This is a genomic window from Halomonas sp. 3A7M (genome assembly GCF_014897875.1).
Lineage (GTDB): Bacteria > Pseudomonadota > Gammaproteobacteria > Pseudomonadales > Halomonadaceae > Vreelandella.
Genome location: NZ_JABUZD010000080.1, coordinates 1 through 16,549, shown reverse-complemented (window position 1 = coordinate 16,549; position 16,549 = coordinate 1). Strand labels below are relative to the sequence as shown.

15 protein-coding genes, 1 tRNA gene and 3 pseudogenes are annotated in these 16,549 nt (G+C 53.0%); 9 read left to right on the top strand and 10 right to left on the bottom strand.

All coding sequences use genetic code 11. From position 1 onward, the window contains the following. Positions 1-144: 144 nt before the first annotated feature. The 5 genes from INT19_RS07385 (at position 145) to INT19_RS07370 (ending at position 4,117) form a co-directional block, all read left to right on the top strand. On the top strand, positions 145-2,142 hold the full coding sequence (locus tag INT19_RS07385) for a sensor domain-containing diguanylate cyclase (RefSeq protein WP_193060300.1): 1,998 nt from the start codon (positions 145-147) through the stop codon (positions 2,140-2,142). Between the two features lie 138 nt (positions 2,143-2,280). Beyond that, positions 2,281-3,228: an AEC family transporter gene (locus INT19_RS07380; protein WP_193060299.1), complete on the top strand. Its 948-nt coding sequence runs from the start codon at positions 2,281-2,283 to the stop codon at positions 3,226-3,228. A gap of 50 nt (positions 3,229-3,278) precedes the next feature. Continuing rightward, a tRNA-Arg gene (locus tag INT19_RS07375) sits at positions 3,279-3,355 on the top strand. Between the two features lie 122 nt (positions 3,356-3,477). Further along, entirely contained in the window at positions 3,478-3,684 is a 207-nt protein-coding gene (locus INT19_RS19850) for an Arm DNA-binding domain-containing protein (protein WP_442311304.1), read from the top strand. A gap of 1 nt (position 3,685) precedes the next feature. Then, a complete protein-coding gene (locus INT19_RS07370) occupies positions 3,686-4,117 on the top strand; it encodes a tyrosine-type recombinase/integrase (RefSeq protein WP_301398609.1) in 432 nt (143 codons plus the stop codon). Here INT19_RS07370 and INT19_RS07365 read toward each other — a convergent pair. From INT19_RS07365 to INT19_RS19840, 7 genes and pseudogenes are all read right to left on the bottom strand, one after another. Then, positions 4,045-4,340: pseudogene (locus INT19_RS07365) on the bottom strand (integrase core domain-containing protein); the annotation flags it as partial. The gene INT19_RS07370 and the pseudogene INT19_RS07365 overlap by 73 nt on opposite strands. A 16-nt stretch (positions 4,341-4,356) precedes the next feature. After that, positions 4,357-5,436 (bottom strand): IS110 family transposase, encoded by a 1,080-nt coding sequence (locus INT19_RS07360; protein WP_193060297.1) that lies wholly within the window; start codon positions 5,434-5,436, stop codon positions 4,357-4,359. A 585-nt stretch (positions 5,437-6,021) separates the two neighbouring features. Next, on the bottom strand, positions 6,022-6,777 hold the full coding sequence (locus tag INT19_RS19845; RefSeq protein WP_442311303.1) for a reverse transcriptase/maturase family protein: 756 nt from the start codon (positions 6,775-6,777) through the stop codon (positions 6,022-6,024). A 681-nt stretch (positions 6,778-7,458) separates the two neighbouring features. After that, positions 7,459-7,933: pseudogene (locus tag INT19_RS19425) on the bottom strand (transposase); the annotation flags it as partial. Positions 7,934-8,294: 361 nt separating this feature from the next. After that, positions 8,295-9,350, bottom strand: a complete 1,056-nt coding sequence (locus INT19_RS07345; RefSeq protein ID WP_193060295.1) for a DUF3137 domain-containing protein — start codon at positions 9,348-9,350, stop codon at positions 8,295-8,297. Beyond that, on the bottom strand, positions 9,347-9,919 hold the full coding sequence (locus INT19_RS07340; protein ID WP_193060294.1) for a LemA family protein: 573 nt from the start codon (positions 9,917-9,919) through the stop codon (positions 9,347-9,349). Before INT19_RS07340 ends, INT19_RS07345 begins: the two co-directional genes overlap by 4 nt. A gap of 239 nt (positions 9,920-10,158) precedes the next feature. Further along, positions 10,159-10,425, bottom strand: a pseudogene (locus INT19_RS19840) (transposase); the annotation flags it as partial. 405 nt (positions 10,426-10,830) lie between these two features. Here INT19_RS19840 and INT19_RS07330 point away from each other — a divergent pair. Next, on the top strand, positions 10,831-11,310 hold the full coding sequence (locus INT19_RS07330) for a CreA family protein (protein ID WP_193060293.1): 480 nt from the start codon (positions 10,831-10,833) through the stop codon (positions 11,308-11,310). Positions 11,311-11,316: 6 nt separating this feature from the next. On the opposite strand, the gene INT19_RS19415 is transcribed toward INT19_RS07330, so the two are convergent. The 3 genes from INT19_RS19415 to INT19_RS07320 all read right to left on the bottom strand — a co-directional run bounded on the left by INT19_RS19415 (position 11,317) and on the right by INT19_RS07320 (position 12,931). Beyond that, positions 11,317-11,502 carry a CAP domain-containing protein gene (locus INT19_RS19415; protein WP_226912298.1) on the bottom strand — a complete coding sequence of 62 codons (186 nt, stop codon included), beginning with the start codon at positions 11,500-11,502 and terminating at the stop codon, positions 11,317-11,319. A gap of 3 nt (positions 11,503-11,505) precedes the next feature. Then, positions 11,506-11,628: a hypothetical protein gene (locus INT19_RS19615; RefSeq protein WP_264299086.1), complete on the bottom strand. Its 123-nt coding sequence runs from the start codon at positions 11,626-11,628 to the stop codon at positions 11,506-11,508. A 133-nt stretch (positions 11,629-11,761) separates the two neighbouring features. Next, positions 11,762-12,931 (bottom strand): RNA-guided endonuclease InsQ/TnpB family protein, encoded by a 1,170-nt coding sequence (locus INT19_RS07320; protein ID WP_193060292.1) that lies wholly within the window; start codon positions 12,929-12,931, stop codon positions 11,762-11,764. A 55-nt stretch (positions 12,932-12,986) separates the two neighbouring features. On the opposite strand from INT19_RS07320, the gene tnpA reads away from it, so the two are divergent. From tnpA to gabT, 3 genes are all read left to right on the top strand, one after another. Then, positions 12,987-13,415: an IS200/IS605 family transposase gene (gene tnpA, locus INT19_RS07315; protein ID WP_193060291.1), complete on the top strand. Its 429-nt coding sequence runs from the start codon at positions 12,987-12,989 to the stop codon at positions 13,413-13,415. A gap of 260 nt (positions 13,416-13,675) precedes the next feature. Further along, complete coding sequence (locus INT19_RS07310) at positions 13,676-15,121, top strand: NAD-dependent succinate-semialdehyde dehydrogenase (RefSeq protein ID WP_193060290.1); 1,446 nt, start codon at positions 13,676-13,678, stop codon at positions 15,119-15,121. 40 nt (positions 15,122-15,161) lie between these two features. Next, entirely contained in the window at positions 15,162-16,433 is a 1,272-nt protein-coding gene (gene gabT / locus INT19_RS07305; RefSeq protein ID WP_089040823.1) for a 4-aminobutyrate--2-oxoglutarate transaminase, read from the top strand. The last annotated feature ends 116 nt before the right edge of the window (positions 16,434-16,549 follow it).

Sequence of the window (16,549 nt, the reverse complement as noted above, 5' to 3'; positions counted from 1 at the left end):
ACTTTTTCCTCTATTTTGGTAAGTTGTCGGTTTATAACGCGATTGGGACAGGCTCATTGGACGCAGAGGTAGCAAACGTTAATAAGAAGGTGGTGATTGGTGCGTCTGGCTGCTGCCTGCAAAAGATCGATGTTTAGGGAATCGATGCTGAGTAAATCAATCCTTGGCTCTTTAAAAGGCCGGCTGCTGCTGGGGCTTTTGTGTGCGCTGTTGATACTGGCTGGGTTGGTATTGGGGATGGCGTGGCAGGTGGGGAAAACCATGGTGCAAGAAGCGAATATGGCCCACATGCGTTATGAAGCCGACCTGATTGCGGATGAGGTTACCCAGCAAATCGACCACCGTTTTCAAGCGTTAGAGCGACTAAGCGACGTCCTTGGAATGTCGAATGACCCTGAATGGCTTGGTTATGAGCTGAGCAAAAACGATGCGCTATTGGCGTGGTTCGATGCAATCGTTGTCAGCAATAGCAGCGGCAGAATTGTGTCTGATTGGCCAGCAGTGGCGGGGCGTGTGGGCCTCGATACAGCAGAGCTTGAATACTTTAGAATGCTCAGAGGCACGCGAAGGCCTTATGTGAGCGAGCCGTTTGTTGGTCGGGCTAGTGAAATGCCAATGGTGTTAGTCAGTGTGCCCCGGTTAGACAGCGACGGGCGGTTCGCGGGCATGATTGGCGGGGCCGTCAGTTTAAATAGCAGTGGATTATTCAAACGCCTAGCAACCATTCGATTGGGTAGTGAAGGTTATGCCGCAGTTTCAACTGCAACGGGCCAAGTATTATATCACCCGAATAGGGCGCTCATTAATAACGATAGCTTTGATGCAACGACTATCCCGCTGTTGGACTTAGCGCTCGATGGCTGGCAGGGCGATGGCGTTGGTAAGTTGCTTGATGGCCGAGTGGGTCTACAGTCCTATGCGCAGGTATGGTCGGCGAACTGGGTGGTAGGGCTTTACCTTCCTCTAAAGCAAGCTCAATTACCGCTATCTGGTTTTATCCATAAACTATGGTGGATTTGGTGCGCCGCTGCGGTCTTAATGATGCCTGTTTTATGGTGGTTGCTGGCACGTATTTTAATGCCATTAAATCTGCTGGAAACACAGATTGGTGAAGTAGGGCTTGGGCGCCGTTCTGGCGTTGATCTTGCGACCAATATGCAAGAGCTAAAACAAGTAGCCAGTACCTTTAATCGTGTTGAGAATGAGCGTCAGCTGCTAGTAGGGCACCTTCAAGAGCGTGAAGCATTTTTGGATTCGGTGCTCAATGCCTCGCCCCAAGGAATGTTTGTGGCTGACTTTGGCGGCGACATTACCTATATGAACCCCGCGTTATTAGATGTCTTGGGTATTGAACCTGATATGCCTATGGAAGCCTGGCTTGAGCAAATCCATATAGATGATCGTTCCGGCGCGAAAGATATGTGGATGCATAGCTTAAAAACCGGCAATGACTATGTGCGTCAACTGCGCTTTATACGCAGCGACAAAGAGATGCTATGGCTTGAGATTCACGCCCGTGTGGTCATGCTTTCCCAGGGGGGTAACTCGCTTGGCTTGGTGGGTGTGGTAAAAGACATTACCGAACGCCGAGAGCAGGAAGCACTTCAACGTTGGGAAGCCGAGCATGATCCATTAACTGGTCTGCTCAACCGCCGTGGTTTTGAGCGTCGTCTTGAAGAGGCCTTTGCCGACTTCCGGAAAACCAGCACGCCGTCAGCGCTGCTATTGTTCGACCTTGATCACTTCAAGCCGATTAACGATGAAGGTGGACATGCGTTAGGGGACGAAATGCTGCGCCGTACTGCCCAGGTAGTCGCGTGGGAAGTTCGTCGCAGCGACCACGTGGCACGTCAAGGTGGCGATGAATTTGGGGTGCTGCTGCCGAGCTGTACCTTAGGCCAGGCAGAACGCATTGCTGAATCGCTACGCCAAGCGGTGAGCGAAGTGTCGGTTTCCCATGAAGGCAAAGAGTACACCGTGACGTTGAGTATTGGGGTGACCAGCTTCGATGAGAACGACACTAACTATAACGTTGCACTTTCCCGAGCGGATGCCGCCAGCTACGAAGCCAAAGGGCATGGGCGAGACAGTGTGGTGGTCAAACTGCCAAAGGCATTAGACCCAATGTCGTTATTTGAATAACGGTGGCATTTGAAGTGCATTTGGCCTTTGCGTCTTCGGGTTAATCTTCTATTAAGACCCTTATTTATTCCCATCAGTCGACAAACCCCGAATGACGGTAGAATATAAGCGCCTGCTTATTCGAATGAGAGTGCTTTCGTGAACCTACTTGAGCTATTTTCCCGCACGCTGGATATCACGTTACCTGTTTTTACCATGGTGTTCGTCGGCATCGGCTTAAAGCGCCTAAAGTGGATCGACAGAGAATTTGTTTCCACAGCGTCCGCTCTCGTCTTCAAAGCAACGCTCCCCACGCTGATTTTTTTGAGTTTAATAAAAGCTGATCTAAGCGTTGCGTTAGATGTGCCGTTACTGCTGTTTTTTGCCGCCGCGACACTCGGGCAGTTCCTGATCAGTTGGCTATGGGCGAGCTATCGGGTGCCTAAGGCCGACCGCGGTATTTATGTTCAGGGCGCGTTCCGGGGTAACTGCGGCATCGTAGGGTTAGCACTGGCAGCGGGAATGTACGGCAACTACGGGCTTTCGGCCGGTAGCCTGCTGCTTGGCGTGGTGATTGTGATGTATAACGCACTTTCGGTGGTGGCTTTGGCAGCCTACCAACCTGGGCAATCTACAAATTGGCGCAGCCTTTCGAAGCATATCGTCACTAATCCACTGATTATCTCTGTGATCGCCGCGCTGCCTTTCACGGCGTTTTCGATTCCACTGCCCAGTTGGCTGATTACCTCCGGCGACTACTTCGCCTCGTTAACGTTACCGCTAGCATTGATCTGTGTCGGCGCCACGCTCTCGGTCGCCACCATGCGCAGCGGCAGCCAAATCGCATTAAGCGCCAGTAGCATGAAAATGATTGTGCTGCCGCTTATTTCCACGCTGGCAGCGTGGACGGTGGGGTTCTCTGGAGAGCAGTTGGGGTTGTTATTTCTGTTCTTCGCCAGCCCAACCGCCGCCGCCAGCTTTGTCATGGTAAAAGCAATTAACGGCAATGTAGCGCTGGCCGCCAATATCATCGCGATAACCACCTTAATGGCCAGCGTCACCGTCACCAGCGGTATCTTTGTGCTGCGCCTGCTAGGATGGATTTAACTGCGCGGTTGGCTGACACTCTCCAACACGCTATACTATGCGCCCCATAAGTCCCTGTAGCTCAGTAGGATAGAGCAGCCGCCTCCTAAGCGGCAGGTCGCAGGTTCGACTCCTGCCAGGGACGCCAACGGGGGTTCTTTGCAAGTCCTGAGAAGGCCTAAAAAGAGTATAATACTCTGATATACATTGTTTTTTAGCTCCTCGCAGTTCCTTCCAAACCCCGCTGCCAAGTGGTATACATTCCGGTATATGTCTTCATTCGGAAATACTCGGTATACCGCCATGGCGCTAACTATCCGACAAATAAACGCAACTAAGCCCGGCACGAAAATTATTACCTTCTCAGATGGCATGGGATTAGCACTTAGGATCTCAACCAACGGCAGCCGTGGATGGCGTTTGCGCTACACACGCCCTAACGGCAAACGCAACATGATCAGCCTTGGCCAACCCTAAGGTGCGCCTTGCCGAAGCAAGGGAAAAGCGGACGGATATGAGACGTTTAATATCCCAAGGCATTGACCCCGTAGAGCAAAAGCAGAGTGACAAACGCCAACGACAGTATGCAACTGAAAACACCTTTGAAGTGCTGGCCATGGAGTGGCACGCTGCCATGGTGCCGCGCTGGAAAGAGAGTTCTAAGCGTGCCAATGACAGCAGGCGCGTGCTTGAAATGTATGTGTTCCCAAAAGTAGGGAATCGGCCGATAGAAAGCATTCTGCCCCTCGAATGGCTAGGCATACTGCGCACGCTTGAAGATTTAGGGAAATTCGAACAGAGACGCCGCCTGCACGCCTTTTGTCGCGATTGTAGCGGTCAACTAATCCCGAACAGTAATTTAAGATTTTCCTCAGCCACAACGGGAGGCATGCCATCGTTAAATGAGTGAGGGCGCTGCTGGTTGTAGTAACCCATCAGATAGCCACTAACGTCTTTCCTGGCCTCAGGTAGATTTCGATATCCCAGCGCCGGTATCCACTCCGATTTCAGACTCCGGAACAGCCTTTCCATCGGCGAGTGTCCCAGCAGTTGCCACGTCGGCTCATGCTTTGTTTCATACGATAGCGCCAAAGTCTTTGGCGGAACTTGCGGCTGGCATACTGACTACCCTGGACGCCCTTCTAAGTGTCAAGTGGCAATTTGCGTCTGGTTGATCTCCCGATGACGGCTGCGCAGCACATAATAGATCTCCCGGGCAATATAGCGTTTCAGGCATCGGATGGCTTCCAATTTGGAGTGGCCCTCTCCCACCCGCCGGGCAATGTATGCCTGAGTATCGGCATCCAGGCGTAGTCGCCCGATGGCGATGATATGCAGCGCACTATTGGCGGCGCGATCGCCACCCCGGTTGAGCCGGTGCCGCTGCGTCTTACCTGACGAGGCAGGAATAGGACTAACGCCACATAGCGCCGCAAAGCTGGCTTCTGAGCCAAGGCGATCCGGATTGTCGCCTGCCGTGATCAGTAGCTGTGCGGCCGTCTCGTAGCCTACTGCCGTTCGCGACACCAACTTTGGTGCCAGCTCATCGACGATAGCCTTGATCATGACGTCCAAATCGGCAATCTCGTCGTGCAGTTCCAGGTAGCGGCGCGCGAGGGATTTCAGGGCGATGCGGTAAGCCATCGTGACATCCCGGTACCCGTTCAAATCGGGTCGCCATGCCGCCAGTGTCCGAAGCAACTGCATTCGCGTCATGTTCCTTAACAGGTCGCGCAATTCCTCTGGCGCCGAGACCACTTGAGTCTGGATCATCTGGAGGGCCACACGGCGAGCCGCGACCGCGGTTTTTCGGCAAACCTTCAGGACACGCAAGGACTCGATCATCCCGTCACGTGTCTTCGGGGTGACAGTGCGAATACCCGCATAGGCCGCATGAGCGGCATTCTCTGCATCGATTGCGTCATCCTTGCCGCGCTTGCGCCGTACAGTCTTATCGGGTGTCGTGACTTCCAAAATAGTGATGCCTGCGCGCTGTAAGTAGCGCAGCAGGCCAGCTCCATAGGTGCCGGTGCATTCGATCCCCACACGGCTGAGCTCGCCGAAGGAGCGCATCCAGGTCAGCATGGTCTTGTAGCCATGCCGGGTGGTAGGAAAGCTGGCGGTGCCAAGCACACGGTCATGGGCATCCACGACGGCGGCCACATGCAGCTCTTTGTGGGTATCAACACCGCCGATAATGACAGAGCGATCACTGGGTTGCTGACTCATGGTGGATCTCCAAGCTATTGATTCAGGATGGCTTCACCGAGTTCGATAGCCTGGACACGACAGTAATGAGACAGGCTGTCAGGCCCTTCTTGAGTCACATGCTTCGACGAGGCGAAACCTCGCCGCCAGTGCTCCCGGATCACCGACAGGTCCAAGGAAAGACACACTAGCCGGGTCGATCGGAATGTGGGTCAGGAGACCCAGGAGCCCTCACGGCACCAGGTCTTCAGAATAGGTCGATTACTATAAGTGCCGGATCAACCCAGAAACACCTGGCACCTTGTAGTCTTACTATCGGAATGGAACATAACGCTCTTTGGCTGACCACGTTGTGATCCAGCGCTTTCACAACAAGACCTGCATCCGGCCGTTTAAGCGTTGGCAAGTGCCATCGCGACTTCAGGAAAGCGAGAGGTCCAAGTGTTTCTGGGCTCAGTCCTCAGGTAGGGATTACCCTCCGGGAGACGCCATCGGAATCGCTTCTTCCCATGACCGACGAGTCGGTGAAGAATAGCTCCACCGAGTAACCCCTGATTGGTTTTGCCATACAGCACCCAGGTCTTACTTTGACCCGAGACTGGGGCATTAATTGCCTGACAGCTTGGCGGTTAAAGATGCCGCAAAGTTACGGGCCTTATCCTGGGGGATCGTCGTCACCACCCGCATGCCTCCATAGCGGCTCCGCTTGCGGATGATGCGATGGCCCAGGAACACGAAGCCGTCGTTCACATGGGTAATTTTGGTTTTCTCCATGTTCAGTGTCAGCTTGAGAGTTCCTTCCAGCATTTCCCGGCATTCTTCTCTGATCGCTTCTGCCTGAGCTTTAGTGCCCTTGCCGATAACGACGAAGTCATCGGCATAGCGGCAGTAGGCGACAGCTGGCTTCCATTGCCGGTTCTCTCGGATGGCTGAGCTTCGACCGATCTGGATACTATGGTTCCAGTACCACCGATCTTTCCGGGCCTTTTTGCCAAGGTAGCGCTGGTTCAGGTGCTGATCGAATTCATGCAACATGATGTTCGGCAGCAGCGGTGATAGAACACCGCCCTGGGGCACGCCTTCACTGGCGGCCCGAAAGAGCCCTGCATCAATCTGGCCGGCTTTGATGAATCGCCAGAGAAGATTCAGGAAGCGTCGATCCCTGATTCTGCGGCGTACAGCTTTCATCAGCAGCCGGTGGTGCACGGTATCGAAGTAGCTGGACAGGTCCCCTTCGATGACCCAGCGTCCACGCGTTACTTTATTATCCGTCAGTTGCAGTTTCACTGTGCGGATGGCGTGATGAACGCTTTGTTCCGGCCGGAACCCGTAGGAGAGCGTATGAAAGTCACTTTCCCACACGGCTCCATTGCCATTACCATGGCCCGTTGAACGATACGGTCGCGCAAGGTCGGGATACCCAGTGGCCGTTGCTTGCCGTTGGCCTTCGGGATATAGACCCTTCGGACCGGTGACGGGCTATAGGCATCGGAGAGTAAATCATTCCTGATTTGTTGAAGAATAGCCGGCAGTCTGGCCTGCGCAGTCAGCTTGACCTCCCCGTCTATCCCAGGCGTATGTGACCCTTTGGAAGATAGGGTGATCCGAGCCGCTTCTGCTAGCCAGTCAGGCTGTGCTATCAGGCGCAACAACCGATCCACTCGGCGATCGGAGTCGGCTGTTGTCCAAGTCGCTAGCTTGCGTTGCATTTCGCTGATTATCAAAGGTCTTCACCTTGTTTGGTCAGGTAGTTTGCTTGGCAAACACGTTTAAACTGCTCCCCTTTGCCATGTGATGGGCTTTCCCCATCGCGGACCACTACGGGAGCTCCGCCAGTCAATTCGGCTTCGGGGTCATGCCCCCTTGGCATCCGATATTGACTTTCCCCGGTTCACCTATCTGGACTTCAACATGCTGAGGAGGCTGCCCAATGCACTCTTTTATCCTTGCTTGCCGCAAGTTGACAGGCAGCAGCAGTCCCGCCTGTGAGGGATACTGCTGTCCCGACGTCCGACTTACCTGTTCGAACTTCTTCGTTCGACAGCGGCTGCCAGCTGAGCTGCGACTCTTTTTGAAAAGGCGGCTTACCTGAGCCTTTAAGACCAAACGCTCAACATCCACGCGGTCCCGCCGCTGGCGGTACTCGTAGTAACTGGAGCGGCTAATATCAAACGCGTTACAGACCATTTCAACAGGCATTTGCTCACTCAACTGGTCTATCAGCGCATACGATTCATGTCGTCCGACATCAAGAGAGCAGTGGTCTTTTTTAGGCTGGTTTTTTCCATCTCAAGGCGTTTGCAGCGAGCCTCAAGCTCCTGAATACGCTGCTGTTCTGGAGTTAACGCATTACCCTGTGGCGTTACCCCCTGACGCTCGTCCGCAAGCTGGTGGACCCAACGCTTTCTCTGACACCCAACGAGGTACAAGCTTGGGGATAGCTGTACCCCTGATCTAGTACCAGGCTGGCAGCTTCCTGCTTAAATTCAGGCGAAAAAGTACGTCGTTTCTTAGTCATCAGACACCTCGCTTAGGGTGGCAATATTACCACCTACGTTGGTGTCCGGTTTTATTGAACCACTACAACCTACGACTGTGAAAGGTACAAAATCTAGTATTGGCAGGACAGATGGCGTTAACCATGGCTATGGCTGCACTGGGGTTCGAAACTCGTTTCGAGAAGCTTAAGGCATTGGGTGTCCGTCCTTTTTTATTGGGGCTGATATTATTTGTCTTACTGCTCGCCGTAGGTGGCCTTGCCAGCCGCCTTCTGATGGGCTTACTGGATTCTTTGTCACTACTTTACGTACCTTCTGGCCTGTTTAATGTCCACCTGCGCCCCTTTCTGACGCTGTCGAGGGAAAATGTCAGAGTTGCCATTATCCTTCGGCCAAGCGTGTACTTGCGACATTCCTGGCAGCGAGAGAGTCAAGTTTTAGTTGCTGAATAATATCTGTGATCATGGCCAGTTCCTGTTCTAGCAGTGGCATCTTGTCCAAGTCATAGGCAGAAACGTCAATATCTGCCACATCTAGCAAGTCGCCGAAATAGGACAGCATGAATAGGGCCTTATTGTCTCGGAACTCGCAGGTAATTCCCGTGCCCTTGGCCCGAGCTCGGAACAGCTCATCGAGAGCAATAATACGCTCCATTAAACTCGGTGACAGAAGATAGCGGGCGTACTGCTGGTCAGAACCGTAGACCTCGAAACGGTCCTCGAACATTGGGTTTTCCAGCGCTACTCTGGATTTGGCCAGTGGTGATACCAGGCGGTTGCCAACCTTGCCGTAGTCGGTATCTACCACAGTATATCCAGTAAATTGGAAGGGCATGACGATGAGAAGCGCTCCGCCACCATGAACTGTGGTATTTGATTTTCTGCCGCGGCGTTTGAGCTTTAACTCACAGAACTCAAACTGGACGCCTGCGATGTTGCCACTGATGTAGTCTTCACTGCTCTTACTCGAAAAACGCGGCAAAATATCGAATGACTTGACGGCTTCTAGGTCTATACAACCATCTTTGTCGTAGGTGTGATCGCCAAAGGCTTGGAGTAGTACCGGGATAAGCTTTTGTTTGTAGTGCCGCGTGTACTGCAGCTCCGGGTAGACAACCCAGGCGCCCAGTCCGCCGACTACAAACAGGGTGTAGAGCGTAGGTTCGCCAGACACCAGCATGAAGAGGTCTAGCGCTAGCGATGGCAACCAAAGCAACCAGCCAAGGCGCCGAAACAAAGTCTTGCGACGTGTCTTGCTCGCCAGCTTTTCCAGCCTGAACTGCTCTAGTGGTTCTAGCAATGGTAAGACATCTCGTTCTATCGTCGCGCGGATGTCGTCGGATAACTCGGTCGTTATCTCAGGGTGCTGGAAGGCCGTCCCGCTGCCTAGCTGCTTGAGCGCCTCACCAGCCTGAAAAAATGTCTTCAGAATACTCATGAGCTGAGATAATGGTCAGCGTTGACCGGTGCGCGATCGGTTTTAGATGCCTCGAAGAACGGCAAGGGCTCTAAGCCCATTACCTTCGCAATCAATGTCCCCGGAAAGATCTGGATGGCATCCTTGAACCGGCGTCCCGCGGCATTGTAGCTACGTCGAGCGGCTGAGATATGCTCCTCTACATCCGCATATGCTCGCTGAGCTTCCAGCATGTTGGTGTGAGACTTAAGGTCGGGGTAGTTTTCAACCGCCACCATTAGTCCCGACAGTTTGTCTTCCAGAGCCGCCTCTAACTCGAATCTCTTCTCGGCGCCTTCGCGGTCGTTTGCCTTTGCCGCTTTTAACACTTCCGTGCGCAGTTGAGTAATGTCAGTGAGTAGTGTCTTCTCGTGCTCCATGAAGCGAGCGGCAATTTTCAAAATATTGGGGATCAGGTCGGTGCGTTTCTTCAACTGGACATCAATCCCTGAAAAAGCTTCCTGAGCCGCGTTACGTCGAGAAACAATAGCGGCATACCAAAAGTAAAGTAAAATTAAAGCAGCTATGACAGCCAAGATAACCCAATTCATTACAACGTTCCTTATAATGCGCAGTGTGGGGAAGACTGCATGGTACTACAAGTTAACTTGATTATTTGTGTGATCATCTGCCAATCGACTCTAGGAAACCGCTGAACAGTCGCTATCGATGTGGCTCGAACGCCACGTCAGCGAACATTTTCTGGCTTTCTCAGGTGCTTTCCTAGGGAAGATCTGAATAACTGCCAGTACTTTTCAACTCTCACGTGCGCTGTTGGACAATCGAAAAGTCAGACACTTTTCTCCCGTTCTTTGTCTATATTCGCCTGTTTCCCACTCATTGAGTGGAAAACAGGCGCAGTAACCCTACTCCCCCAGGTATTTCTCGCGCAATGACGGAACTTGAGAAGCGACGTCTCGTCCGGCAATCGATCCAGTTTTAAGCCGGCGAGGTGGTGCATAGACTCGATCTCATAGAGAGCATCTTCCATGGTCGGATCACTCAAGTTGTAGAACACTTGCATGCAGTGGACGCGAGGCATGACAGTCAGCGGATACGACGGCCGCCCGCTCCCGCCTTTGGGATAATAACGGACTACCTTACTTCTCCAACAGCTTCCAGGGGGTCAGCCTGTCCATCCGCTTCAGAAATATTTAGCGGCGGGTCTTTGCTTCTTATTCTGGTATTCGGCTTCGGAGAAAGTGATCTGATCCATGGCAGTGCTGAATCCTGTGCGGTTGAAGATGGCCGTATTATCACTGAAGTCAGGGGTGTTTTTAATATCATCCTTAAATTTATGATATTGAATGATTTTTTAGAATTATGCCATAATCCCCACTTCGGCCTTCCTTTGCCACCGCTTTCCATTCCGATATTAAACCTTTCTTGACTGCCCCGGCTCTGTCTGTAACAGGTATGCTCTTGGTTTGCCGTTTCTGCTGCACCTGCTAAGGACATTGCTATGCGTTTCCAACCCGTTATTGGCATTACGTCAATTGTGATGATGTCTTCGTTACTGCTGCCTACTGCGCTTCTGGCGCAGGATGCCCATATTGGCAGCGTGCGAACTGAGTTTAGATTGATTGGCCCGAACAGTACGATTGAAGTAGAGCGTTTTGATGACCCAAAAGTACAGGGGATCTCCTGTTATCTCTCCTACTCACAAGTGGGCGGGTTATCGGGTGCGGTAGGGCTGGCTGAGGAAGCTAGCGAGGCCAGCGTGGCGTGTCGGCAAACGGGAGAGGTCGTCTTCGACCCTGACGATGTAGACGAGCAAGAAGTCGTTTTTAACCAGCGCCGCTCTGCGCTATTTAAGAATATGCGTGTGGTGCGTATGCACGATGCTGAAACTGAAACCTTTGTGTACTTAACTTACAGCACCAAGCTGGTGGATGGTTCGCCAAAGAACGCGATTTCAGCGGTCCATTACGGTGGGTTTTAAGAAGGGCTAGCGGGGGTTCCCCAGCATCTGTGTCCAAAAGGTGGTATAGCGCGAATCAGCATTGCTGGCCTTGGCCATGCCCATTTCGGTGAAGGTGCCATTCATCATATTGCGGCAATGGCCGAGGCTCTCTAACCAGCCGTTTACCACGGCGGCGACAGATGTATGCCCAGCAGCAATATTTTCATCCATGGCTTACCACGTGTAGCCATGTTGATTGGCGCGTTGCTCAATTCCTGCGCCGTTAGCATCGGTATGGCTAGCGTAGTCGTTGTTGGCCATGTCGCTGGCGTGCATATCGGCAGTGGCCTCCAGCACACGCCTTGATCGCTTTTTGTATAAATCCTGCCCGTAGCCTAGCCATCATTTTCGGTGTCATCCAACCCTACCGTCCAGTTTTTAGTGTATATGGTGACTGCTCCCCGCCCTGACGGGCGAGGCTTCCAACTTCTTAGGCTGCAACCGGCGCGCGGCCGGATTTAAGCAAGCCTCCATTGGCAGGAACCGACAGTCCTTCGGCCCGTAGTTTGATAATACCCTGCTGGCGGATATTGATGGCGGCGTTTATGTCGCGGTCTCTTTCCGCATAACAGGCTGGGCACCTCCAGTTGCGCACCGACAACGGCAGGGACTCTACCTTGTGTCCGCAGCAGGAGCAGGTTTTGGAGCTGGCGAACCACTGGTCGATCTTGATCAGATATTTACCCTGCTCTTTCGCCTTGTATTCCAGTTTCTGAATCAGGCTGCACCAGCTTGCGTCTGCGATGTGCTTAGATAGCTTTCGATTCTTCAGCAGGTTTTTGACTTTTAGTGTCTCGACTACCACCGCTTGGTTTTCGTCAATAAGCTGTCGGGACAGGTTGTGCTGGAAATTAGCACGGGTATTCGCTAGACGCTCGTGCGCCTTAGCCAGTTTCAGCCGTGCCTGCGCACGGCCTTTGCTGCCCTTCTGGCAGCGCGAAAGGGCTTTCTGTTTGCGTCGCAGGTTCGACTGAGCGCGTTTCAGGAACCGAGGGTTATCAGTCTTATTCCCCTCCGAGTCGATAGCAAGATGGGTCAGCCCCATATCGACGCCCAGCACGGCATCAACGGTGTGCAATGGGGTGGGGGCTTCCATACTGTCCTCGACCAACAGCGAGGCGTAGTATTTCCCTGTGACAGTGCGTGACAGGGTGATGCTTTTAATAGCGCCTGTGATCTCGCGGTGGATACGCGCTTTGATCGGCCTCATCTTCGGCACTTTGATCCAGCTCTCACCCGCACTGACGCTCATGCAGTGGTAACTGGACTGCTTCCCGTGCTTGCGCTTGAACTTCGGGTAACGCGCTGGGAGCTTCGGGTCGAAGAAATTCTGAAAGGCTTTATCGAGGTTGATACAGGCTTGCTGCAAGGCAATCGAGTCAAAATTCTTGAGCCAATGATACTTGCGGGACTTCTTCGCCACCGCCAGCAGTGGCTTGAGGTCTTTCTTAGCGCGGAGTTTCGCGCCATGCCGCCGATACTGTGAACTGATGATATGCAGTGCCTTGTTGTACACGAACCGCGTAGCGCCGAACTGACGGTTAAGGAACTCCGCCTGCTCAGGTGTCGGGTAGATGCGTACTTTCGTGGCCTTTAACATTTCAGTGCTCATAGATAGAATACAGCTATTATAGGCTTTAAGAAGGCAATTTAAAATGGGTGTACAAGATCATCCACCACTGAACGACTACCTGAAAAAACGTCACAGCGTTACGAAGTTAGTTGTACACCTGATCTTCACCACGAAGTACCGCCGTAAGCTGTTTGACGGTTACATGATCGAGCAACTGCGTGAAGCGTTTGAGTCGGCCTGCGAGAAGCTGGAGTGTGATCTGGTTGAAATGGATGGTGAGGGTGATCACGTCCACTTGCTCGTAAGTTATCCGCCCAAGCTGGCAGTTAGTGTGCTGGTGAACAACCTGAAATCTGTATCGTCACGCCGTATACGAATACTCAACACGCACATACCACGGCAGAGTAAAAGTGGGGCGGTGTGGTCACGCTCATACTTCGCATGTAGCGCCGGAGGGGCGACCATTGAGACTCTACGCGAGTACGTTCAGAGTCAGGCCACGCCTGAGTAGAACCGCTGCGCGGTTCCCGCTTGTATCCCCGCCCGATTGGGCGAGGGTTTACGCGGGATTTTGCTAAAAATATATTTTGACGTTTTTTGTAAATGTAGATATTTTGTTAGTCATTACGGTTGATGCTGCCTATCTGAAAATGAAGAAGCTGGCTCGCTAGTGCTTTCGGAAGTACAGGCAATGGCGTTGTAGCGAGTTCGTGGGAGGCGCGGCCAGCGTTTGAGAGCACGCTCTAATGTCATGGCAAAAAGGAAAACAAGATGAGTGAGTTACCCGATATTTTGATACCTGACGCATTTATTGGCGGAGAGTGGTGCGGTGCTGACAAGCGCTTTGCGGTCACTAATCCGGCAAATGGTGAGCTATTAGCAGAAGTCCCTGACCTGGATGCTGATGGTGCACGGGCAGCAGTTGCCGCAGCAGAGGCAGCAGGACATGGCTGGAAAAAGCGTACTGCGAAAGAGCGTGCAACGCTGTTGCGCGCCTGGTTCGACGCCATCATGGCGCACCAGGAAGACCTGGCTCGGCTAATGACGTTGGAGCAGGGCAAACCACTGGCAGAGTCCCGCGGTGAAGTGGCGTATGGCGCGTCATTTGTCGAGTTTTATGCCGAAGAGACCAAGCGCATGGCCGGTGAAACTTTGCCGGGACATGGTGTCGATAAGCGCATTCTGGTGTTTCGCGAACCGATTGGCGTTGTGGCCGCCGTTACGCCCTGGAACTTCCCGCTGGCAATGATCACCCGTAAGTGCGCCCCCGCTTTAGCGGCAGGCTGTACGGTGGTTATCAAACCTGCAGAAGCAACGCCACTAACGGCGTTGGCGGTGGCGCGCTTGGCTGAGCTTGCTGGCCTGCCCGCTGGGGTGATCAATGTGGTCACTGCCAGCCAGCCTGCACCCATTGGAGAGGTGCTAACCACCGATCCGCGCGTGCGTAAGTTCTCTTTCACAGGCTCCACACCGGTGGGTAAGAAGCTGCTCGCTCAGTGTGCCGGTACGGTCAAAAAAGTATCGTTGGAGTTAGGCGGTAATGCACCTTTCATCGTGTTTGATGACGCTGACCTAGACGCCGCCGTTGAAGGAGCTGTTGCCTCTAAGTATCGCAATTCTGGCCAGACCTGCGTGTGTACCAACCGCTTCTTGGTTCAAAGCGGCGTTTACGAGGCATTTGTTGAAAAGTTTGCCAAGCGCGTGGCGCAACTGAACGTGGGCAATGGGCTAGATGAAGGCGTTATGCAAGGCCCACTGATCAATCAGGCCGCGGTTGAAAAGGTCGAGTCCCACATTGGCGATGCGTTGGAAAAGGGTGGGCGGTTGGTCTGTGGTGGCAAGCCTCACACGTTGGGCGGTACTTTCTTCGAACCCACGATTATTGCTGATGTGACCGACAATATGCGGGTTGCCCGTGAAGAGACGTTTGGTCCTTTAGCGCCTGTGTTCCGTTTCGAGACCGACGAAGAAGCCATTGCCATGGCGAATGCGACTGAGTTCGGGTTGGCAGCTTACTTCTATGCCCGTGACTACCGCAGAATTTGGCACGTAATGGAAGGGCTGGAGTACGGAATGGTTGCGGTTAACGAGGGCATTCTGTCTACCGAGCTAGCGCCCTTTGGTGGGGTGAAAGAGTCTGGGCTGGGCCGTGAAGGTTCACGTCATGGGCTTGATGAGTTTACTGAGTTGAAATACGTCTGTGTTGGCGGCCTATAAGCGATTTTCACTAATTAACTGAGGAATGCAGTAAATGAAGATGAGCAATGCACAGCTGAATGAGCTTAAACAGAAATATGTCGCTAATGGTGCCGCCAGCCCTGCAACGCAATTTGCGGACCGTGCTGAAAACGCGATTATCTGGGATGCGGATGGTAACCGTATTATTGATTTCGCGGGTGGTATTGGCGTGCTTAATATCGGCCATTGCCATCCCAAAGTCGTCGAAGCGGTTAGGGAGCAGTTGGGCCGGGTGATGCACACTTGCCAAACCGTTATTCCTTACGAAGGCTACGTGAAAGTCGCTGAAAAACTCAGTCAGCTCACGCCTGTGCGCGGCCATGGCAAAGTCATGCTGGTTAACTCCGGGGCTGAAGCGCTAGAGAATGCCGTTAAGATTGCGCGTGCCGCCACCGGCAAGAATAACGTGATCTGCTTCGATGGCGGCTACCATGGCCGTACCTTTATGACCATGGCAATGAACGGCAAAGTGGTGCCTTACTCGGCTGATTTCGGCAGCATGCCTGGGAATGTTTTCCGTGCGCCTTACCCCGTTCCGTTCCACGGGGTAAGCGAAGAAGACGCCATCCGCGGTCTTAAAATGACGCTGAAGACCGATGCCAACCCAAGAGATACCGCGGCTATCGTGATCGAGCCTGTGTTGGGTGAAGGTGGGTTCTATCCTGCACCGGCCAGTTTCCTTAAAGCGGTACGTGAAATTTGCGACGAGCACGGCATGCTGATGATCGTCGATGAAGTTCAGTCTGGCTTTGGCCGTACCGGCAAGCTGTTTGCCATTGAACACAGTGGTGTTGAGCCTGACCTCATGACCATGGCTAAGAGTATGGCCGGTGGCATGCCGATTTCAGCCGTCGTGGGAACGGCTGAGCATATGGATGCGTGTGGCCCTAACTCGCTGGGTGGCACCTATTCAGGCAGTCCGGTTTCTTGTGCGGCTGTGTTAGCGGTGCTTGAAGTATTCGAAGAAGAAAAGATTCTTGAGAAGAGCCAAGCCTTAGGAGAAGTGCTGGGGCAGCGCTTTACCCAGTGGCAGCAGCGCTTTGCTTGTGTCGAAAACGTGCGTCACTTAGGTTCGATGGCGGCATTGGATCTTGTTGCCGCTGATCAAACCCCCGACCCAGAGCTTGCAGCGGCCATGTGCAAACGTGCCCGGGAGAAGGGGCTTATCCTGCTGTCGTGTGGGCTTTACGGTAATACGCTCCGCTTCTTGATGCCGGTCACTATTGAAGACAGCATCCTTGAAGAAGGATTGGCGATTGTTGAAGAATTGCTCGAAGAGCTTACAGCGTAATATCTAGCGTCTCATTGGTTAGTTAAGCGCCAATAGAAGCGTTTGTAGAGAGCGCTGATAAGAGTATTGATCAAGATGCGCGTCAAACCTCGTACTTCTAGTGCGAGGAAGGAAAG